Genomic DNA, 21,541 nt, shown 5'->3' with positions numbered 1-21,541 from the left:
ATCATTACTGCCAACAAATACAAACAAATTAGAGCAAAAACTTAAGTGTTATGTTGGGCTACCAAAAACATGACAAAATCTAACGTCAAAGTCTTAATCCAGCCACACCCATAGGTCTGATCGCAACAATTAAGCCTGCAAGCAAAATACTAGCGCGCGTAAATCAAGACGATCGATAGCTGCATCTGCAGCAGCAACAAGCTTGGGCTTAGCATGAAACGCCAATCCTAAATCAGCAGCTTGGATCATAGGAATATCATTGGCGCCATCACCTATAGCAACACGTTGTCCTGACGCAATGCCCCATTGCAGCGCCGAGCGCTCAATGACATTGGCTTTGTATTGTGCATCAACAACCTCTCCAGTGACTTCGCCAGTCAATTTACCGTTGATAACCACTAACTCATTCGCATAGGCTGCATCTAACCCTAGCAAGTGCTTTAGATGCTCTACAAACGGAATAAATCCGCCTGATGCAACCACAAGTTTCCATTGGTGGGCTTTAAGCTCTGCAACCATAGATTCTATACCGGGCATTAAAGGTAAGCCGTCGCATAATTGCTTAATAATTGCAGCGTCTGCTCCTGCTAACTTAGCCACTCGCTGCCTTAACGATTGCTCAAAATCTAATTCGCCTCGCATGGCACTGGCTGTTACGGCTGCAACTTCATCACCGACACCGGCCATTGCAGCAAGCTCGTCAATACACTCTATTTGAATGGCGGTTGAATCCATGTCCATCACTAATAACCCCGGATGATTCAAACGTGCCAAAGGCTGCTGGATAAGTACTATCTCAGCGGCAATATTTTGCGGAAAAGCAGCTATCCACTCATCAATTGCGACTTGAGCTGACAACTCAAATCCTAACAAATCATTTTGCCGTTTAAGCTGCGCAATATGCATATTGATTGAAATGGAACACAGCCAAGCTTCAATATCAGCAGAACAATGTGAGGAAAAGATAACCCGACAACGGTAGGGTAAATCAGATTGCAAACTTATTGGGTACTCAGGCTCTTCATAACGATATAACACACGGCCCTGATGCTGATAAGTCTCACAAGCCTCTGAAAATAACCAATTTAGTAAAACATTTTCACCTTGTTGTTGCATCAATACGGCCTCTTAGTATGTTCCGACTATCTACTGACAAATTTTTCGATTAGTATAGCTTTTTGATGATTCTCTGTTATTGGACTACCGCTGAGTGTTACCTAGTTACAACGATCACCCTAAATCAGCATCCAATTAAATAGAAAAAACACTGAGGATTAAAGTGATTTTTGTTAAAGGTCTTAAGAAAAGACAAAAATTTAGCCGGATAATACAAATTGTTATCGCGATTTCGCTCATTTTTGGTCTTATACATTTATGGCAAGCTAGCCTTAGAAATGGCCAAAACTTGCTTAACTCACAAACTAAAGTGATGGCACGTTTACTGGCTCAACAAGCAGCAAATGGTGCAGCACCAGCAATGTATTTACAAAATGATGAGCAACTTCAATGGTTAGCGTCTGCATTAGCCGCTGATCCTAAAGTGATGTCAGTTAACATATATAATTCTCAAGGGGTAAGACTGGCTTTTGCTCAAAGCGTGTCTTTTGAAGACTTAGAAGCCGATTCAGACGCGTTAAAGGGCTTATTAAAGCCATACCCTCCTTTAATCGAAAATGTGATTCAAGATGACAACAACCTAGGTTATGTAGAAGTTCGGCTAAACCTTGATATCTTTTTTGATGAAATTAAAGTGTTGCATGAACAAAACATGGAATTACAGCAGATGATGTTAATTGTTGCTGGTTTCATCGGTTTATTACTGTCACGTGCATTATCCTTTAAACGTGCCGATTTTGATCGCAGAAAATCGCAAGCAAAGTTACGTAAAAAGCCTAAAAGGATCGCGTTAGTGTCAGGCAGTGAAAAAGCAGAAGATAAAGACGAAAAAGAAGATAAAAACTAATACCAATTCCACTAATTATCTGGTCATTCAGCGGGAATTCAGTGCCTTCTAGGCAAGTAATAGGATTGTAGGCATAGTTGCTCTACGTCAAAATACTATTAAGCAGCATAGAAGGCACAGAAACCCGCCTTGTAGGAGACGCTCAGACAGTCCATTTCTTTGTTGCATTGCTTTAGAAGGGAATAACCATTATTTCAACAATGCGCCTCAAACTGAACAGTCTGAGCGACTCTGATTGGTCACATAATTAATGGAAATGGTATAACACAAAATATAAAAGGGACGCTTTTTGGCGTCCCTTTTAATCATCATCTGTATGATAGTGTTAAACAGTACTGATTATCGTACTATTTATAGTTTACAGTGTTAACGCTGCATCCAAAGTCATGATAATCATGTCATTGAAAGTCGTTTGACGCTCATCAGATGTGGTTTTTTCACCCGTACGGATATGGTCAGATACAGTCACAACACATAATGCTTTAGCACCTAATTCGTGCGCAACACCGTATAAACCAGCCGCTTCCATCTCAACGCCTAGTACACCCATTTTTTCCATCACGTCAAACATTTGTGGATCTGGTGTGTAAAATAAATCAGCAGAGAAAACGTTACCTACACGGATTTTAGTGCCGTGAGTTTTAGCAGAGTCAACCACTGCGCTCAGTAAGCTAAAGTCAGCAATAGCTGCAAAATCGTTATCTTTAAAGCGTAAGCGGTTCACTTTAGAGTCAGTACATGCACCCATACCAATGATCACGTCACGTACTTTTACATCAGTGCTAATTGCGCCACAAGTTCCTACACGGATTAAGTTTTTAACACCATAATCTTTAATAAGTTCGTGAGCATAAATCGAACAAGATGGAATACCCATACCTGAACCCATTACCGAAATACGCTTACCTTTGTAAGTTCCTGTAAAACCTAGCATGTTACGCACATCAGTCACTTGCTCAACATTTTCTAAAAATGTTTCAGCTATGTACTTAGCACGTAATGGATCGCCAGGGAAAAGCACTGTTTCAGCAAACGCACCTTCAACAGCATTAATATGTGGTGTAGCCATGATATAACCCCTATGTTTCTATTTTATTTGGTCTTGCTTAATAATGTGTGCAGTTTAGCAAAAGCATTAACTTTTATATAGAACCGTCGTTTGAAAATGTGACTAATTAATAAAAGATTCGCCATAACTCATAGGTTCTAACTTAAAATAACTCGCAATTGACTGACCAATATCAGCAAAAGACTGACGGCGACCTAACGATCCTGCCGGTAAACCTGCTCCATAAGCCAGAACCGGTACACGCTCACGAGTATGCTCAGTACCTACCCATGTTGGGTCGCAACCATGATCAGCGGTAAACACCACTAAATCATCTGGCTGTAATATGGCAAAAAGCTCAGGCAAACGAGAATCGAAATACTCAAGTGCTTTAGCATAACCGGCAGTGTCACGACGGTGGCCATAATGAGAGTCAAAATCAACAAAATTTGTGAATACGATAGTGTTATCACCCGCGCGTTTTATCTGCGCTAAAGTTTCGTCAAATAGCTCCTCAAGACCAGTAGCTTTAAACTGCTGAGTAATGCCACTATGAGCATAAATATCAGCAATTTTACCAATACTGACCACTTCACCACCGGCCGCTTTCATCTTATCAAGCACCGTCGGCGCAGGAGGAAGTACAGCATAATCGTGTCGATTACCTGTGCGAGCAAAATCAGCTGGGCCTGTGCCCACAAATGGACGCGCGATAACACGACCAATGTTGTATGGTTCAAGCTCTTCGCGGGCAATTTTGCATAAATTGTACAGATTCTCTAAACCGAATGTTTCTTCATGGCAAGCCACTTGAAATACTGAGTCAGCAGAAGTATAGAAAATAGGCTTACCCGTTTTCATGTGCTCTTCACCCAATTCTTCAAGGATTTGAGTACCCGACGCATGACAATTGCCCAAAAAGCCATCTAAGCCTGCACGTTTAAGAATTTTATCTGTCAATTCTTTAGGAAAGGAGTTGGTTAAATCACTGAAGTAACCCCAATCATATAGCACAGGAACACCCGCCATTTCCCAGTGACCGCTTGGAGTGTCTTTACCTGAGCTCAGCTCGTCGGCATGGCCATAAGCACCAATCACTTCAACATCATCACTGAAACCATCAGCAAATTTACCTGTGCTTTCAAATCCCGCATGGCCTAAACCTAACTTTGCTAAGTTAGGAAGTTTTAGCAGACCTTGACGACCAATATCGGCTTTACCTTCTGCACATGCTTGAGCAATATGGCCAAAGGTATCAGAACCGACATCACCAAATTTCTCAGCATCGGTTGCAGCGCCAAGACCAAATGAGTCTAGCATTAAGATAAAAGTACGTTTCATTATGTTTTCCTTTATAAATCTGAAGCGCGAATATAGCGATAAATTTCTGGCGTCTTTTCTGGCGCGCTATCTCTCACTACAATAGCCTGTTGCACTGCAGCTGCAGCTTCAGCAAAGGCGTCTTCAGACTGAGCATGGATCATGGCTAACGGTACATCTTTGTTAACTTCTTGACCCAATGCGCAAACTTGAGTTAATCCGACGCTGTAATCGAGTGCGTCACCAGGCTTACGGCGACCACCGCCTAAGGTAACTACAGCTAAACCAAGCTCACGGGTATCCATTTGGTAAGCAAAGCCGGAAGTATTGGCATAAACAGGGCGAATGATTTTCGCGTGAGGTAAATACTTATCATATGCCTCAACAAAATCGGTAGGACCGCCTAAACCAGAGACCATTTTAGCAAATGCCTCTGCCGCTTTACCATTATCTAATACAGCGTTTAGTTTATTACGCGCATCGGTTTCATTCTGTGCAATACCGCCCAAAATAAGCATTTCTGCACATAATCCCATGGTGACAGCGTATAAACGTGGGTTACGGTATTGACCGGTTAAAAACTGGATAGCTTCACGCACTTCAACAGCATTACCGGCACAAGATGCCAACACTTGGTTCATGTCAGTTAATAACGCTGTGGTTTTAGTGCCTGCACCGTTGGCAACTGCAGTAATACTGCGGGCTAATTCTTCTGATGCTTCATAAGTTGGCATAAACGCGCCACTACCCACTTTGACATCCATAGCTAACGCATCAAGACCAGCTGCCAGTTTTTTCGATAAAATTGAAGCGGTAATAAGCCCAATAGACTCAACAGTTGCCGTGTTATCACGAATAGAATAAAAACGTTTATCTGCAGGCACTAAATCGCCAGTTTGACCGATAATGGCTACTCCAGCCTCTTTAACGACTTTGCGGAAAAGCTCACTCGAAGGTTCGGTTTGATACCCAGGAATGGCATCAAATTTATCAAGTGTACCACCGGTATGGCCTAAACCACGTCCAGAAATCATCGGCACATAACCACCGCACGCAGCAGCCATAGGGCCAAGCATTAGGCTGATAACATCACCTACACCACCGGTACTGTGCTTATCGATAATAGGACCGTTTACACGCAATGCATCCCAATTTAAAACCGTGCCAGAATCACGCATGGCACTAGTCAATGCAATACGCTCATCCATATTCATGTCTTGAAAATAAACCGCCATACCAAAAGCAGCAATTTGCCCTTCTGATACTGTATTGTGGGTGATTCCGTTAACAAAAAATTGAATTTCGGCTGTGCTTAGCGCTTCGCCATTGCGTTTTTTACGAATGATTTCTTGAGCAAGAAACATAATACGTCCCCTTTTAGGCAACCCATCACCTTTAGGATCGCCATTAATATAGGAATACTATCGTATGATAGTGTCTTTAGATGACGCGTAATACGCCACCTAAAGTGAAAATAAAGCCTAACAGAGCTCTGCTAGGCTATTGCCATTAGTAACCAGAAGTTGCTTTTGGCGCTTCAGTCAATTCTAGCGTGTGCAACAAGCTGTTTAACAAGCTTGAAGCGCCAAAACGGAATGTTTGTGGTGTAACCCAGTCGTCACCTAAAATACGCGCCGCTAAGCCTAAAAACTCTGCTGTTTGAGCAGCATCACGTACGCCGCCTGCTGGTTTAAAACCGATGTTACGGTTTTTCTCACTGATGACAGTTAGCATAATTTCAGCAGCTTCTAGCGTCGCATTAACTGGCACTTTACCCGTAGATGTTTTGATAAAATCAGCGCCAGCATCAATTGAAATTTCTGATGCCTTACGGATTAATGCAGGATCTTTTAATTCACCAGATTCGATAATCACTTTTAAAATTGCGTCTTCACCGCACTCTTCTTTACAGGCTTTCACGAGTTCGAAACCAACGGTCTCATTACCTTCCATTAATGCACGGTATGGAAATACCACATCCACTTCATCAGCACCGTAAGCAACAGCTGCACGGGTTTCTAATACTGCGATAGCAATATCGTCATTACCATGTGGGAAGTTGGTTACTGTGGCGATTTTAATGTCTTCACAATCAAGTTCATTGAGTGTTTTACGTGCAATAGGAATAAAACGAGGATAAATACAGATTGCGGCAGTATTACCCGCAGCAGATTTAGCTTTGTGGCATAACTCAATCACTTTTTGGTCGGTATCATCATCATTTAACGTCGTTAAATCCATTAATGAAATGCCAAGTTGCGCCGCTTTTTTTAAATCAGTCATAATTGCTCTCCGAAACGAAAAATCAAAGTCGATAAATTTTGTTCAGGCAACACTATAGCTGGCTATATGATTATAATTATGGCCGGGCCTTCAGTATTGCCAGTAAATCTTGCTGCTATTTACTAACCTAAGTATTCAATCTGATAACGAGTACCACGACTTGAATCCTTGAAGACCGGAAAAGATAAAACAAAGATATTTGTTTCAACTGTTCCGCGAAAAATCCTTTTTAGCGCGTAAAAATAAAACTTTGTAGAGTACAAACTTTTATATAAAAACACTCTTGTTAGACAATGATTTTAAATGAAAGTTCGATGTTACTTTTATTATAAAATATGGAGCCGCAAATGCGGCTCCAACAGATTCACTATACCAATCTTAGAACTTGTAAGTTGCAGATAGGTAATGTGACCAACCAGTAGATTCTAGGCCAACCAATCCGCCTTCATCTTCAAGTAGGTATACGTCTTTGAAGCCTTTTAAGCCATAACCAAGCGCGTAACGATCTGAATGCCAGTATAGACCAAAGAAGATGTTACCACCGCTTGAAGTCTTAGGAACGAACATGTTGTCGTCTTCGTCAGCACCAAATTGGTAATCGATATAACCTTGGAATGATAAGAAGCTCTTGTTGTCGAAGAAGTAGAAAGGCTTGAACCAGTTAGCTGAGAACTGATAACCGTTCCACTCTTTAGCGTTCATGTCGTAGTAACCATAAAGGTTCATACCAGTCTTGCCTAACCAAGGTACGTTTACGTCTGCACCAACACCCCAGAATGTAGAGTTAACGCCTTCGCCGTTAAGACCATCCCAGTTGAACAAAGTTGAGAAATATACTTCTTGGATTGGGCCAAAAGATAAATCTTTACCAGTAATCGCATCGATAGAGAAACGAGGATTGAACTTCATGAATATTTTACTAGTGCCTGAACCTGGGTTTTTGTCACCATTGTCAGTAGATTCATTTGCTAAGTTGAACACATCAACATAACCATAAAGATCAACAACACCAGAACGACCACCAAACTCCATTTCTAAGTAGTTATGTTGATCGCCAGATGCTGGGTTATCAGGCTTTTCACCGATAGAATACATCGCATTAAACTGCAACCATTTATAATCAGTAGCGTGAAGATCTGTACGATCTGCCGCGAAAGTATTACCAGAAATAGCAGCAACTGTTGCACCCGCTAAAGCTAACATTTTTACATTTTTCATCATCAACCCCATGTATATTATTTAACTATCTTCTTGGATAGCACTTCTTTTTAATCATTCGTATTTTACCGTTACTGATATAAATCTCAATATTTAATCGATAAAAAACGAATACAAAATTCTTTTTTGTGAACAATGTCGCGACTTTTTGTCTACACATTATTAACAAACAAACTGATGAATACTGAGCAGCGGCTTTAATACATCCTCTTTGTACAGTATTCAACTAGCCTATAACTTCGCATCGGAAATGGTGGATTAACACAAAAATCAATAACAACGTCTTACAAACTGGGCCTTTAACATTGACTCACTAAAGACCCAGTGATTGAGGTTTTACCCTCTAGATTAACTCTTAACTTAGATAGCTAAGAATAGACCGGCTAATGTCGCGCTCATTAAGTTAGCTAATGAACCAGCGATAACAGCACGGATACCTAATTTTGCAAGGTCATGGCGACGTGAAGGAGCCATAGCACCTAAACCACCAAGTAAGATTGCAATAGAAGATAAGTTAGCGAATCCACACAATGCGAAAGAGATAATCGCTTTAGTACGATCTGTCATGACAGCTTGAGTTGCTTCAACTAACACACCGCCATCGGCAATATCTTTTAGGTATGGAGCAAAGTTCAAGTAGGCAACGAATTCGTTAACAACAATCTTTTGACCGATGAAAGAACCAGCAACTAATGCTTCGTTCCAAGGTACACCGATTAAGAAAGCTAAAGGCATGAAAATGTAACCAAGGATAAGTTCTAGAGTGATACCCTCTAAACCAAACCAACCTGTTACACCACCGATGATACCGTTGATCATAGCGATTAAGCCTACGAATGCGATCAACATTGCACCAACGTTAATGGCTAGGCTCATACCAGATGAAGCACCGCCAGCAGCAGCGTCTAATACGTTAGCTGGTTTATCTGGGTCTTCTGGTAAGTCATCCATTTCGTTGATAGCGGTTTCAGTTTCAGGGTGCATCAGTTTAGCCATTAATAGACCACCTGGTGCCGCCATGAATGACGCTGCAACTAAGTATTCAATAGGAACACCCATTTGCGCGTAACCGGCTAATACAGAACCTGCAATAGAAGCAAGACCACCCACCATAATGGCGAATAGTTCAGATTGAGTCATTGTCGCAATAAATGGACGAACAACTAAAGGCGCTTCAGTTTGACCAACGAAGATGTTTGCGGTTGCAGACATAGACTCAGTACGGCTTGTACCTAATGCTTTTTGTAAACCACCACCGATAATACGGATGATCCACTGCATGATGCCTAAGTAGTAAAGCACTGCAATTAAAGAAGAGAAGAATACAATGACGGGTAATACGTTAATGGCGAAAATAAAACCAACTTTGAAGTTAGCTAAATCACCAAATAAGAAGCTGATACCACTTTGTGCGTAACTAATCACACTTGATACAGCGTCAGATACACCTTTCAGAATATCTTTACCGATTGGAACATATAATACGAAACCAGCGAAGAATGCTTGAATAGCTAAAGCACCACCAACGGTACGTACATTAATTGCTTTTTTGTTAGTTGATAGTAAAAAACCTATCGCAAGTAGGACGACCACCCCTACTAAACTCATTAAAATATCCATTAATCATCACCCTTTTGTTAACAGTTTTTTTGAATGTTGTTAACTCACCTAATTTCCGTTGATGATTATAACTGAGCGTGAAACGAAAAGCGTCGTTTTGATCAACTTTTTAGAGTTTAATTTCAATCTCTTAAGCAATAAAACTCAACATTACGCAACTCGTTTCAAAAAAAACAATTAAAGCTCAAACAGTTGCACAGTATTTTTATTAAACTGTTCTAATATACAGACAGTCTCATTTTTCTTTAAAAATGAGATTTCGGACACAATTCGACTTAATATTAGTGGGGTATTACGTGTTTTAGGTTGATCAAAAGGGCTCATACTGGGCGAATCGGTTTCCAATAAAAAGTGTTCCAATGGTAATTCGGTCACTGCTTGGCGAAGCTTTTTCGCACTAGGATTGAGCAATAATCCACCAACGCCTAATTTAAAGCCGAGATCTATATATTGCTCGGCAATTTGCCGATTACCATAAAAACCATGTATTACCCCGCCACGCTCTAGCCTACATCGTTTCAGAAGAGTGATTAATTCTTGATGAGCTTTCACCGCATGTAAAATGACAGGTAATTGGTAAGTTTGCGCTAGGTGTAATTGTTTTTCTAATAACAACAATTGTTTATTTGACCAAGAGTGTAATTTATCTAAACCACACTCTCCAACTGCCACCAAACGCTTATTTTCCCTATATTGTTGCAACATAGCGTCAAGCAGAACAATAGCTCGGTCAATCTCATCTGGCACATACCAAGGATGGATCCCAAGGGCGAAATACCATTGATATTTATCGGCGATGTCTAATTGATGCTGCCATTTATCAGCAGCAACGCCAGGGATAATCACAGATGAAATGCCCTGTTTGCTCATTTCAGCAACAAGCTCGTCTCGGTCCTGATCAAAATCAGCCATATCCAGATGTGCGTGGGTATCGATCATATTGCATCTACTATTATTATGATTAGCGCTAAACTAGCACAAAATACATTGGCACGATAAGCGCAGCTTTAAATAGAAATGAATCGAACATTGAACCGTGCAAATCTTGTCAATATTCTATAAGTACCGATTATTTATCTTCACCTCACACAACTATAAGAATTACTGTGACAGGCCCCTTAAAAACACAATAAAAAAGGCGGCAAAGCCACCTTTTTTACATTAACTCAACATAAAACTTAACAACTAGTGTTCACGTGTCTTAGCAAACTCAATGTCAGGGTAGCGTTCCATCGACAGGTTTAAATTAACCATAGTCGGTGCAATATAAGTTAAGTTATCGCCACCATCGAGTGCAAGGTTAGCACTACACTTGCGACGAAACTCTTCAAGTTTACGCTCATCTTTACAGTAAACCCAACGGGCAGTACTGACACTAATGCCTTCGTAAATCGCTTCAACGTTATATTCGCTTTTTAAGCGTCCAACAACCACTTCAAACTGAAGAACACCAACAGCACCAACAATTAAATCATTTGAGTCAATGGGCCTAAATACCTGTACAGCGCCCTCTTCAGATAACTGCACTAAGCCTTTTAGCAATTGCTTTTGTTTTAATGGATCTTTTAATCGAATTCGGCGGAACATTTCTGGCGCAAAGTTAGGCACGCCAGTAAAACGAATTTTTTCGCCCTGGGTAAATGTATCGCCTATTCGCATGGTACCGTGATTGTGCAGACCAATAATATCACCAGGATATGCCGCTTCAGCCCTGTTTCGATCACCCGCCATAAAGGTTAACGCATCACTCACGTTAACATCTTTACCAATACGCACATGATGCATTTTCATGCCTTGTTCATATCGACCTGAACACACTCGCATAAATGCAACACGGTCTCGGTGCTTAGGATCCATGTTTGCCTGAATTTTAAAAATAAATCCTGAAAATTTCTCTTCATTGGGCAACACTTCACGGACATCAGTTTCACGGGGTAAAGGTTTTGGTGCCCATTCAACAATACCATCGAGTATATGATCAACACCAAAGTTACCTAACGCGGTACCAAAATACACAGGTGTGAGTTCACCTTTTAAAAATGCCTCTTGATCAAAAACGTGCGAAGCTCCAGCCACCAACTCCATTTCATCACGAATATCTGAAGCATATGATCCAAGCGCTTTATCTAATTCCGGGTTATGTAAACCTTTAATAATGCGCTCTTCTTGAATAGTGTGTCCCATACCACTTTGGTACAAAATCACTTCATCACGTAAAATATGATAAACACCTTTAAAGTCCTTACCTGATCCAATAGGCCAGGTAATAGGTGCACAAGCCATTTTTAAAATGTCTTCAACTTCATCCATCAACTCAATCGGATCACGAATATCACGGTCACATTTATTCATAAATGTCACAATAGGCGTGTCGCGTAAGCGAGTCACTTCCATCAGCTTAATGGTTCGGTCTTCAACACCTTTAGCAGAATCGATAACCATTAAACAAGAATCTACAGCGGTAAGAGTACGGTAAGTATCTTCCGAAAAGTCTTCGTGACCAGGTGTATCAAGTAAGTTGATAAGTGCGCCACCGTATGGAAATTGCATCACAGACGTAGTAATCGAAATACCACGGTCTTTTTCCATTTCCATCCAGTCAGATTTAGCGTGTTGACCTGACTTTTTACCTTTTACCGTACCGGCTTTTTGTAAAGCCTGTCCGAATAATAGTACCTTTTCGGTGATGGTGGTTTTACCCGCATCGGGGTGCGAGATGATAGCAAAGGTCCTTCGCTTATTGATTTCATTAAGAAAATCTTGGTTTGCCATGTATAAAATCTTTTAGTTTGTACACGGATTTGTACACACTTTTGGAAGTACTCTCTTTTCAGTTCTTCGCTTGTCAAATCCGTCGTGTTAATCGTAATTGGCCGCTATTTTCGCTGATATTGACTTTATAAACAATCAATGGTTATCTAATCGGTTACCATTTACTCTCAGCGTACGCCAATGCTCAGTTGTAGCTGTTTGCAATCGTTGCTTCTTCAGCTCATGAACAACTGTGGCTAAACCACAAATTCCTTCGCTACCAAAAATCGATGATAGCTTGTCGTACAACACCAATGATGGTGCAGTTGCCATTGATCGGTATTGCAGGGTATTGCGGGTTCAAAGGTTTTAGGTACTTCTGTTCACCGTCAATGACCAACTGCTTAAAGGTTGCTTCTTTCGAATCATCCAAACGCGCAACAACCAATGAACCTGAAGAGTAAGGTAACTCGGGATCAACAACGATCACTGCCCCCTCAGGTATGGATTTTTTTCCGCTTGGATTTTCCATACTGTCGCCTTTTACGCGAAGTGCGAAACAACCCTCATGTGCTTTCCCAGTGACTTCACGCCACTCCTCAGCATCTTCATGGGCAAATCCCTCCGCTATTTCAGTCCAATCACCGGCCTGAACCCAGTTAATGAGAGGAATTTTTCCCTTAATGTCAGGCCCGACTTCTACATTACCGACCCCCAAGCCAATCTCGCCATCACCTGTGGCGAGCCAATGAGCATTCACGCGAAGCGCCTCCGCGATCTGCATGGTGTAACGAGACCTAGCCGATTTACCAGAGCAAATCTGGCTGATCGACTGCTGTTTGATACCAATGCGACGAGCCAACTCAGACTGAGTCACCCCAGTAAGCTGCAAGGCATGGTTTAGTCGTTCGGATAAAGTTTTCATAAGCCCGTATTCTACAAATAAAACTGTAGCCTTTCAACAATTTTAACTGTTGACTTACCTACAGTTTAAACTGTAAAATTCAATCTTGTAACAGTTTTTATTGTAACAGGAGACGGTATGGAAGTGTTCAACACGACACAAAAACATCTCCGCCGTGCCATTGACTTGGTAGGCGGGCAATCAGCATTAGCACGAGCCATCAACTCAAAACAGCAAAACGTCTGGTTTTGGTTGAATAAATCAGGGCGTGTTCCCGCTGAATTCGTTTTACCCATCGAACAAGCTACGCAAGGACAGGTAACCCGATCCCAGTTAAGACCGGACATCTATCCCGAATGCCCAAGCGAGCTGAAAGCCAGTAACCATTAGGATTAAGGGCAAATAATGGTCAGCATTTTACGTAAACACAAAAGCGAGTTCCTCCATGCGTGATTATGGCAAGGTCTATACCCGCTTTTGGCTAAAGCAAAACGTTTTGTCCTGGAGTGACTCAGCGAAGTTGCTAGGACTGTATTTGCTTACATGCCCACATTGTAATTTGCTTGGCTGCTTTCGATTGCCGGTTGGTTACGTTGCTTCTGACTTGAATTGGGAAGAGCAACAGGTTGCCAAGGCTCTAAATGAGTTAGAACAAGATCAGTTCCTCATTCGTTGCGAGGAATCCGGTTGGACTTTGATTCGAAGCTTTCTGAAGCACAACCCAATCGAAAACCCAAACCAAGGTAAGGCAGCCTTTCGGTTGCTTAAAGATGTACCTGCCGACTTCATTGGTATGGCATCGCTTTTGAAATCTCTTGCCGCTTTTCAAGCTCGGCTACCTGAAGAATTTTCATCATTGTTTATGCCTGATGGCAACCCGGTTAGGGACTCTCAACGGTCGGATGACTCTGAGAGAAGCAATAAACCAACAGTTAAAACTGTTGACCACATACAGTTTGAAGACTTCTGGGATGTACAAATACGCAAAGAAAAAAAAGCGAAAGCCAAAGAAGAATGGCTACGCATGGGACTCAATGAAGACCATGAACTCGCCTTGGAAGTGCTAACACGCTGGAAAGAGCAACGAGACAACCGATTGCAGTATCAAGATCGGACTAAGACCCCTATGCCACATAACTGGCTTTTAAACCGGCAATGGGAAGACGAGTACGTTCGCATTGATGAAGTACAGCAATCATCGACGAGCCTAAAGGGCAGCAATCACCAATTGAACATTGAAGAAAGCAATCGCCGCATTGCTGAAAGCTGGGCCGGACCAGGTATTCGGGAGGTTCGTTCAAGTGCAGGAGGTTGATAAACGCGAGTTTGCTGAAGTTTGGGGAGCTGCTTGGGCCATGTATGGCAAAAGCGTATCACCACAATTGCTATCCATCGCATTTGAAGCCCTTCGTGCTTATAGCATTGAAGAAGTGCGAATCGGTCTGACTCGGCATATTCAATCACCGGATACTGGGCAATTTTTTCCAAAGCCCGCTGACGTCATCAAGCATATCGATGGCAACTCGGGTTCAAGAGCCATGGTTGCTTGGAACAAAGTTGACAAGGCTGTTCGTCAGGTTGGCGCTTGGACATCCGTGATGTTTGACGATGCGCTTATTCACCGCGTTATTTCAGACATGGGGGGATGGGTTGAACTCTGCAAGGTAGATGACAGGGAATACCCCTTTAAACAAAAAGAGTTTTTAACACGCTACCAGGCTTACTTGTTGCGGGACGAAGTGGGTGAATACCCAAGGCTATTACAAGGTATTGCAGACCATCAGAACCAGCAAAAAGGATTTGATATGCAAGCGCCGGTTGCCGTGGGCGACTGGTCAAAAGCAGCACAAGTTTATACAAGAGGCATCACCGACTTTAGCGCAGTGCCTTTGAAAAGAATAAGCCCGAAAGCCATTCAGGCGCTTCTCGGAAATCAATTAGAGGACAAAAATGAAAACGATTAAAGCAAAAACCATTGCCCTAGTGATAGCCATGTCCGCAAGCTCTTCAGTCTATGCATTTCCGGGCTATCAGTGGGAAAAAGCAGCCCAAAGCGTTGGTATTGATCCTGTCATGCTCTACGCCGTTGCCTTGGCTGAGTCCGCCTCACATCGTGGTCTCAACATGACCAGCCCATGGCCATACGCAATTCGCAATGGTTCAAATGCAACCTACGCCAAATCTCAGACAGAAGCGGAGCAACTGTTAAGCCAGGCACTGCAAGAGAGTGAAAAATACCAGCTCGATATTGGCCTAATGCAAATCAATTTGCATTGGCACGGACATCGGGTGAGCTCAGCAGCAGAACTGCTAGACCCCATCACCAACCTTACCGTCGGCTCCAGTATTTTGGCCGAAGCAATCAAGTCTTCACCTAACGATTTAGAGCTTGGCATAGGCCGCTATCACAGTTGGAACGAAGAGCGTGCACGCTGGTATGGGCAAAGAGTGCTTTCTATTTATCGCAATATTTTACATGAACTGGAGGTCCGTCAATGACAACCAATCAACAAGACTTCTATCAATTAAACTTGGCGTACCTGCACGCAGCACGGGAATTGGCGCGCATTGATCCGCAAGAGGCTGTCTTGCGCTTTGGACTTACACGCGATGTGGTTGATGCTCTGATTAATGCTGGTGTTGACGACCTGCAACGAGTAGCGACCTCATCATTCATGCTGTTTCAACCAAGGGGTAACCAAAGCCAACTGATTGAGATGGTGAAGAGCAAAGGCACAGGTATCCCAAGAATCGCTTATTTATTATCAACCCTAAACAACAAGGGGGATGCATGATTGATAACCTGTCCAAAAGTGAGCTGTTTACCCGAGCCTCGCTGCTTATTAAGTACGGATTTCGAACGACCATTATCGCGCTCGATACAGGTTTGCCAATCCACATTATCAGAAGGCTGCACAAAGAAGTGACTGGCAAGTCACCTTGTCCTGGTCAATTGCCAGAATCTGATGCCATCGTTAAAAGCAGAAGAGCCCTAGTTGAAGGCTCCCTGCTGATGGCGCTTTATGTCAATATTGGTGGTGATAATGTCTACAAGAAATTAAATATCGATGCTTTGATGAAGGCTTACGATGCGTACTTGGTTGCAAGAGAAGAGGCAGATCTTCCAGCTGAGATCCCCTGGAAAAAACTGACCATCAATGAAGGTTGGGTTCTAGCTCGTGATTTAAGATCACAGCTTGCATCCTTACACCGGTGTCGATGCGGCAGTCTGTATTTGACGGTATCTCAACAGCGCATTCAGCTTAAATGTCCTGTGTGTGAGATTATGGCCGAGCAAACCACTAGAGCACTTTTTGAGAACTAACATGCTGATGCATGATTTGATTGTGCACCGCCCGTGCACTTTGAGAGTACTAAGATGATAAAATTACTTAAATCTTTACCAGCACGCTGCTGGTTTATATCACTGGGGCTTTTTCTGGCGACTTTGGCTGCGGCTCATTTTTTTCCCTCAGAAATATTAACGGCATCTGCCAAGTTAGCGGCTTTGCCATTTCTGATTTGCACCGTCGTTTTTTTCAGCTACTTGGGATTCAAAGCGACCTGTAATCCCATCGGACTTATAGCCATCATCACTATGCTTGTAGCAATCGCATATTGGCAAGCGAGTTGGACAATTTTATGTGTCGGTTTAGCCTTCTTAGGCTTAAGCGGACTAATCCATTTATTTCAAAGACAACTGAAAGATACCGGTCGAGAACTAAGCCTGAGCGAAAAAAAATATTGGTACTGGGTAAACGAATTTGCAGATGGTCGCTCATCTATCCTCCCTAAAAAAACAAGGTCATAGTAAATTGACTGCTTTTTTACTTATACTCAAAAAATTGATTGGCACTTTCGTACTACGAATGAAAAATGCCATTTCCATCAATGAATACGGATCAACTCAAGTTCGTTACCCAGCACAACAGGACAGTTCTTTGACATCCTTGTTAAAGGTTTGGGCGCAGAGCTTCAAACCCTCCACCATAGTCAGGTAAGGGAAAAGCTGGTCGGCTAATTCCGTCACCGTCATACGGTTGCGGATCGCCAGCGCCGCACTCTGGATCAGTTCTCCACCTTCATGCGCCAGAATCTGCGCCCCGATCAGGCGGCCAGTGGCTTTTTCCGTCACCAATTTGATAAAACCATCGGTCTCGAAATTCGCCAGTGCGCGCGGCACGTTCTCCATCTCCAATACACGACTGTCGGTTTCAATGTCTTGTGCGTTGGCTTGCTCTTCCGTGAGCCCAACAGTTGCCACCTGGGGATCGGTAAAAATCACTGCTGGCATGGTGGATAGATCCAGTTTGGCGTATCCGCCCGTCATGTTGATGCCGGAACGGCTACCGGCGGCCGCGGCGACATAGACGAATTGCGGCATGTTGCAGCAGTCTCCGGCGGCGTAAATACCGGGAACATTGGTTTCCATGCGTTCGTTAACAACGATTTCGCCCTTTTTGTTGGTCGTAACACCCACCGCGCCCAGATTGAGTTGGCAAGTATTGGCGTGTCGCCCGGTGCTTACCAGCAAACGATCGCAGCGTAGATCGCCCGCGTTAGTTTCCAATGTAAATTGGCTTCCATCGTGGGTCACCTTGGTAGCTTGCGTACTGTTTAATACTCGAATGCCTTCTTTTTCAAAACATCCGGTGAGTTTTTCACCGAGCAAGGGATCTTCCCGATAAAGCAATGTATGTCTTGCTAATATGGTGACTTCACTGCCTAAACGGCGATAAGCCTGGGCAATTTCCAGCGCTACAACCGACGAACCAATCACGACCAGGTGCTGCGGCAATTCCTGAGCAAACAGCGCTTCGGTAGAGGTCCAATAAGGTGTTTCAGTTAAACCATCAATAGGAGGAATGGTTGGCGTGGAGCCGGTAGCGATCAGGATTTTATCGGCGTGAACTGCCTGCTCGGTTCCATCATTTTTTCTGACTATCAGGGTGTTGGCATTTTTAAATTGCGCCCAACCTTTAAGTAAACTAAGCGCAGGATTTGTCTCCAGAATATTCTGGTACTTTGCCGCGCGCAGCTCTTCGACCCGAGCGGTCTGCTGCTGAGTCAACAAGGCTCGACTCAATTGGGGCGCATGATTTTCCAGTCCGGTAAAGGGATTATTGCGTTGCTGCTGAGCCAATTGAGCGGCGCGGATTAGAATTTTTGAGGGTACGCAGCCGACATTCACGCAACAGCCGCCAATCACATCGGCTCCCTCAATAAGAGTGACCTTGGCACCACCTTCAGCGGCTTTAATAGCGCAGGCAAAAGCGCCGGAACCCGTACCGATAATCGCCACGTGTTGAGTTTGGTTGCTTTCAGTGTTGCTTGCATTTTCGTTGTCACAGCAGTCGTTCGGTGAAGTAATTTCTTTTGCAGTGCCAGTGGATTCTTTTGCGATATAACCGAGAGCTTCTATTGCTCCAATGAGAACGGTTACGCTGACCCCACCGTTCGTGGTGATCGTTGCTCTGGCGTTTTCATAAGATATTTCAACCTTATTAACGCCTTCGATCGCATCGAGTGCTTCTTTAACGTGGGCGACGCAACTTGGACAGGTCATCCCTTCTATCGATAGTAAGATCATTCGTTTTCCTCAAATAGTAGTCAGGCATTGCGTCGTGTTAAACAGCACAGCTGTCATCATCACAGCGTTTATTCGCCGGTGAAAAAATATCCCAAAGCGATACGGCAACCATCAGGCCTAATGCTGAATAGGTGACATAGCTGCTCCAGCCGTACTGGAAAAACGGATAGAGCGATAACAGCAATAAAATGGGGCCGGCCACACCCAGCGCACTACGGTGCCATTGCCGGTAGCTGAACCAGCCAAGTCCGTTGAGTACCAAGGCAATCCAGGCAAACAGGGGTAATAGCGTGCTAACAAGCAGACCTTCCCATTGGCTGAGAAAACCCAGTCCTACCGCAGCGCCCAGACTGGCAATGGCCGGGAAACACATGGCGCATCCCATAGCAGAAACCAGCGCGCCCAATGAGCTAATCTTATCGCCGAACCGGGTCAGTAACCGTATTAGCATTTCTATGCTTTACTCCTTGAGCGTTGACGGATAACCCGCGTTAGTGGTGGCTTCGGTCAGTGCTTTTACCGTGGTTTTTTCGTCGTCGAAGGTGACCACCGCCAGTTTGGTCTTAAAGGTCACTTCGGCTTTACTGACGCCATCGACTTTTTGTAAGGCTTTTTCCACGGTAAAGGGACAGGTCACACAGTTCATGGTTGGGACTTCCAAAGTAACTGTTTTCGGGGCAGCTAAAGCGTTCAGGCTGGTCAGTACGAACAGGGACATTAGGGCGAGTGTTTTCATAATTTTCTCCAAGAGCAAGCCATAAAGATTTAATCAAAATAAAAGGTTAGAAATCGTCATCAGGCGAACCAGACAATCCAATAATTACTGGTGACTAAAACCAACGCAGTCAGTGCCGTTAACCAAAAGATCACCTGCCGACGTTTTCGCACTTGAGGAACTACACAGGCGGTGCCTGGCTCACAGTCCTCGACGGGGCGATAGACCTTCCAGCCTGCGAAGCCAAATAAGGCTAAAACCAGCAGGATAAAAATGGGACGATAAGGTTCTAACAAGGTTAAATTACCAATCCAGGAGCCACTCACGCCTAGCAGCAACAAGACGAAAGGACCAGCGCAGCAAAGACCAGCGCCAATAGCGGCAATAACACCGCCGATGATTGGAAAGTTGGGATTACTTTTTGACATAACTCACTCTACTTATCGTACTTTAGTAAAACAAGTTTAAACCCCGTACCCAACTACGGAGTCAAGATAAAATTTGAATCATTATTAATCTTCAGGAAGTAGGGAATCAATAATGGGACAGTGGGATTGGTTAGTATTAGAATTACACTCATTCAATAATTCTGTGAGAACGGTTTCTAAGCGGCGAAGACCTGCTATTTTGACTTTCACACTTGCAAGCTTGTGTAAAGTCATTTCTTGCACTTCTATACAGGGAGTGTCATTAAGGCTGAGTAAATTGGAGATTTCTTCCAAAGTGAACCCAAGATCTTGGGAACGTTTAATGAATTTTATTCGGTTTAATGTTGCCAAAGGATAAAGTCGGTAGCCTAGATGCGGTTTTTCAGGTTTTTCTATAAGACCACGTCGTTCGTAATAACGAACAGTCTCAACATTGATACTAGCTTGTTCGGCTAATTTTCCAATTGTGTACATGTGTTATATTTCTCCGTATCTAAGTACGGAGAAATATATCCCTATCTACGTAATTAAGCCATAAAACTTCGTTAGCCTTGAGCTTCTACTCCTTGTTTTATTTATTTCCTGATGCCTGGTTATATGCCCTAATATCGATCAAGTTGTTCTGAGCATAATCTCCCGCAAGGGATGCATTTGAGATCACCGCTATCTGCTTATCCACAAATGCTTTATCTTCTTCAGACACACTGTCAGGGATGTAAGCGCCACTCTCATCCTTTTGACGATACTCATTTAGCATTTGCTCCCTTAGGCCAAGCATTTCAGGCGACCAACTCGATGAGTCTTCAGAGTTGAATACGCGCCCCGCCAAACCTTCATTGAAAGCTTGAGCGAACACTTGACTTTGAATCGGGGTCAATCCCATTCTCTGCCCTTCGCTGTATGCTTCCTTTTTAAAATCATCAGCATACTGCTCTAGGAACTCACCATATCGATTGTTAACTGCCGCACCGAATGCCCCCGCCAACATGGCTTCAGACTTAGTGCCCCAGTTTACTTCGGAAGCATACTGCGAACTCGATCCACTGTATGCATCATTAAACGCCGTCAATGGGTTTTCCAAAGAGGTTCCTGCATCAACGGCGGCTTTTAAGCCATCCCAGGTTGATTTGCTGGCCACCGTAGCGTTGTGCAAGAAACCTCGTGAGCCAGGATCTTCAAGCGCTTGTTCTTTGTAACTCTCATAGTCTTCGCCAAAGTGATTCAAGGTATGCAGTGCTGCATCAGTATGCTTGCCACTGAAATCACCAATAGCACTGGCGCTGTTGAAGAACATTTCAGCACCAGAAACTCCGCTATCATCAGCCATAATGCGTGATCGCCACTGAGATCCAGCTTCACTGTTTAGTCCAGATTGATAGGTACTTGTGTCAGTAGCTACGGCCTGCTGAGCTTGCTGCTGATGCGCATTCAACTGTCCATCTATACCGTGAGCTTACGGCAGCATGGCGTGACATAAGTAATAAAGCAAAAAATCTGGTTTCTTAAATTTCAGGCACGGCAATACTTAGGCCACTGGCCCAAGCATTGCTTGATTATGAGCGGTTTATTATTGGTATTGGTCGAGATAATTCCAAGGTAGGTATTTTTCAGGATGCTTTTTTGCATCATCCGCATCTCGTTGCAGTCGCGTAAAGTAATCAAATACATTGATGCCTGCTTCATTGCCTGTTGCTATCATCG

General features: G+C 43.3%; 23 protein-coding genes and 1 pseudogene. 8 read left to right on the top strand and 16 right to left on the bottom strand.

Going from position 1 to position 21,541, the window contains the following annotated elements:
• Positions 1-129: 129 nt before the first annotated feature.
• Complete coding sequence (gene serB / locus IEW93_RS07750; RefSeq protein WP_188738800.1) at positions 130-1,116, bottom strand: phosphoserine phosphatase SerB; 987 nt, start codon at positions 1,114-1,116, stop codon at positions 130-132.
• Between the two features lie 163 nt (positions 1,117-1,279).
• Between serB and IEW93_RS07745 the strand changes: the two genes are divergently transcribed.
• The gene (locus IEW93_RS07745; protein WP_188738652.1) at positions 1,280-1,963 is read left to right on the top strand and encodes an AhpA/YtjB family protein; all 684 of its coding nucleotides are present in this window, start codon (positions 1,280-1,282) and stop codon (positions 1,961-1,963) included.
• A gap of 358 nt (positions 1,964-2,321) precedes the next feature.
• On the opposite strand, the gene deoD is transcribed toward IEW93_RS07745, so the two are convergent.
• The 9 genes from deoD to IEW93_RS07700 form a co-directional block, all read right to left on the bottom strand.
• The gene (gene deoD / locus IEW93_RS07740) at positions 2,322-3,032 is read right to left on the bottom strand and encodes a purine-nucleoside phosphorylase (protein WP_188738650.1); all 711 of its coding nucleotides are present in this window, start codon (positions 3,030-3,032) and stop codon (positions 2,322-2,324) included.
• 102 nt (positions 3,033-3,134) lie between these two features.
• A complete protein-coding gene (locus IEW93_RS07735; protein WP_188738648.1) occupies positions 3,135-4,352 on the bottom strand; it encodes a phosphopentomutase in 1,218 nt (405 codons plus the stop codon).
• A gap of 11 nt (positions 4,353-4,363) precedes the next feature.
• Positions 4,364-5,695, bottom strand: a complete 1,332-nt coding sequence (gene deoA / locus IEW93_RS07730) for a thymidine phosphorylase (RefSeq protein ID WP_188738646.1) — start codon at positions 5,693-5,695, stop codon at positions 4,364-4,366.
• Between the two features lie 145 nt (positions 5,696-5,840).
• Positions 5,841-6,614: a deoxyribose-phosphate aldolase gene (gene deoC / locus IEW93_RS07725; RefSeq protein ID WP_188738644.1), complete on the bottom strand. Its 774-nt coding sequence runs from the start codon at positions 6,612-6,614 to the stop codon at positions 5,841-5,843.
• Positions 6,615-6,992: 378 nt separating this feature from the next.
• Positions 6,993-7,832 (bottom strand): nucleoside-specific channel-forming Tsx family protein, encoded by an 840-nt coding sequence (locus IEW93_RS07720; protein WP_059746464.1) that lies wholly within the window; start codon positions 7,830-7,832, stop codon positions 6,993-6,995.
• 360 nt (positions 7,833-8,192) lie between these two features.
• On the bottom strand, positions 8,193-9,452 hold the full coding sequence (locus IEW93_RS07715) for a NupC/NupG family nucleoside CNT transporter (protein WP_188738642.1): 1,260 nt from the start codon (positions 9,450-9,452) through the stop codon (positions 8,193-8,195).
• Positions 9,453-9,629: 177 nt separating this feature from the next.
• On the bottom strand, positions 9,630-10,391 hold the full coding sequence (locus IEW93_RS07710; RefSeq protein ID WP_188738640.1) for a TatD family hydrolase: 762 nt from the start codon (positions 10,389-10,391) through the stop codon (positions 9,630-9,632).
• A 246-nt stretch (positions 10,392-10,637) separates the two neighbouring features.
• Positions 10,638-12,224, bottom strand: coding sequence for a peptide chain release factor 3 (gene prfC / locus IEW93_RS07705; protein ID WP_188738637.1), 1,587 nt, complete (start codon positions 12,222-12,224; stop codon positions 10,638-10,640).
• A gap of 256 nt (positions 12,225-12,480) precedes the next feature.
• Positions 12,481-13,128 (bottom strand): LexA family protein, encoded by a 648-nt coding sequence (locus tag IEW93_RS07700; protein WP_188738635.1) that lies wholly within the window; start codon positions 13,126-13,128, stop codon positions 12,481-12,483.
• A gap of 117 nt (positions 13,129-13,245) precedes the next feature.
• Here IEW93_RS07700 and IEW93_RS07695 point away from each other — a divergent pair, with 117 nt between their 5' ends.
• Genes IEW93_RS07695 through eexR form a run of 7 tightly spaced genes read left to right on the top strand, consistent with a single transcriptional unit; the run spans position 13,246 to position 16,918 of the window.
• Positions 13,246-13,497, top strand: coding sequence for a helix-turn-helix domain-containing protein (locus IEW93_RS07695; protein ID WP_108945895.1), 252 nt, complete (start codon positions 13,246-13,248; stop codon positions 13,495-13,497).
• A 55-nt stretch (positions 13,498-13,552) separates the two neighbouring features.
• Positions 13,553-14,422, top strand: coding sequence for a hypothetical protein (locus tag IEW93_RS07690; protein ID WP_188738634.1), 870 nt, complete (start codon positions 13,553-13,555; stop codon positions 14,420-14,422).
• Complete coding sequence (locus IEW93_RS07685) at positions 14,409-15,071, top strand: DUF6475 domain-containing protein (RefSeq protein WP_032081042.1); 663 nt, start codon at positions 14,409-14,411, stop codon at positions 15,069-15,071. Before IEW93_RS07690 ends, IEW93_RS07685 begins: the two co-directional genes overlap by 14 nt.
• On the top strand, positions 15,058-15,606 hold the full coding sequence (locus IEW93_RS07680) for a lytic transglycosylase domain-containing protein (RefSeq protein WP_188738632.1): 549 nt from the start codon (positions 15,058-15,060) through the stop codon (positions 15,604-15,606). The genes IEW93_RS07685 and IEW93_RS07680 overlap by 14 nt, the downstream gene beginning before the upstream one ends.
• Entirely contained in the window at positions 15,603-15,902 is a 300-nt protein-coding gene (locus tag IEW93_RS07675; RefSeq protein ID WP_000210563.1) for a flagellar transcriptional regulator FlhD, read from the top strand. Before IEW93_RS07680 ends, IEW93_RS07675 begins: the two co-directional genes overlap by 4 nt.
• Complete coding sequence (locus tag IEW93_RS07670; protein ID WP_000566752.1) at positions 15,899-16,432, top strand: FlhC family transcriptional regulator; 534 nt, start codon at positions 15,899-15,901, stop codon at positions 16,430-16,432. Before IEW93_RS07675 ends, IEW93_RS07670 begins: the two co-directional genes overlap by 4 nt.
• Positions 16,433-16,486: 54 nt before the next feature.
• The gene (eexR, locus tag IEW93_RS07665; protein ID WP_040132805.1) at positions 16,487-16,918 is read left to right on the top strand and encodes an entry exclusion protein EexR; all 432 of its coding nucleotides are present in this window, start codon (positions 16,487-16,489) and stop codon (positions 16,916-16,918) included.
• Positions 16,919-17,023: 105 nt separating this feature from the next.
• On the opposite strand, the gene merA is transcribed toward eexR, so the two are convergent.
• The 6 genes and pseudogenes from merA to IEW93_RS07635 all read right to left on the bottom strand — a co-directional run.
• Positions 17,024-18,697, bottom strand: coding sequence for a mercury(II) reductase (merA, locus tag IEW93_RS07660; protein WP_028867977.1), 1,674 nt, complete (start codon positions 18,695-18,697; stop codon positions 17,024-17,026).
• Positions 18,698-18,734: 37 nt separating this feature from the next.
• Positions 18,735-19,148, bottom strand: coding sequence for an organomercurial transporter MerC (gene merC / locus IEW93_RS07655; RefSeq protein ID WP_229706643.1), 414 nt, complete (start codon positions 19,146-19,148; stop codon positions 18,735-18,737).
• A gap of 9 nt (positions 19,149-19,157) precedes the next feature.
• Complete coding sequence (gene merP, locus IEW93_RS07650; protein ID WP_028867975.1) at positions 19,158-19,433, bottom strand: mercury resistance system periplasmic binding protein MerP; 276 nt, start codon at positions 19,431-19,433, stop codon at positions 19,158-19,160.
• A gap of 59 nt (positions 19,434-19,492) precedes the next feature.
• Positions 19,493-19,840: a mercuric transporter MerT family protein gene (locus tag IEW93_RS07645; RefSeq protein WP_154715436.1), complete on the bottom strand. Its 348-nt coding sequence runs from the start codon at positions 19,838-19,840 to the stop codon at positions 19,493-19,495.
• An 84-nt stretch (positions 19,841-19,924) separates the two neighbouring features.
• Positions 19,925-20,314: a mercury resistance transcriptional regulator MerR gene (gene merR, locus IEW93_RS07640; RefSeq protein ID WP_032482372.1), complete on the bottom strand. Its 390-nt coding sequence runs from the start codon at positions 20,312-20,314 to the stop codon at positions 19,925-19,927.
• Between the two features lie 97 nt (positions 20,315-20,411).
• Positions 20,412-21,287 (bottom strand): annotated as a pseudogene (locus tag IEW93_RS07635) (conjugal transfer protein TraG N-terminal domain-containing protein); the annotation flags it as partial.
• Between the last annotated feature and the right edge of the window lie 254 nt (positions 21,288-21,541).

Origin of the sequence: Shewanella inventionis (genome assembly GCF_014641855.1) — a bacterium.
GTDB classification, from domain to species: Bacteria; Pseudomonadota; Gammaproteobacteria; order Enterobacterales; family Shewanellaceae; genus Shewanella; species Shewanella inventionis.
This window is presented reverse-complemented; position numbering and strand designations above follow the sequence as displayed.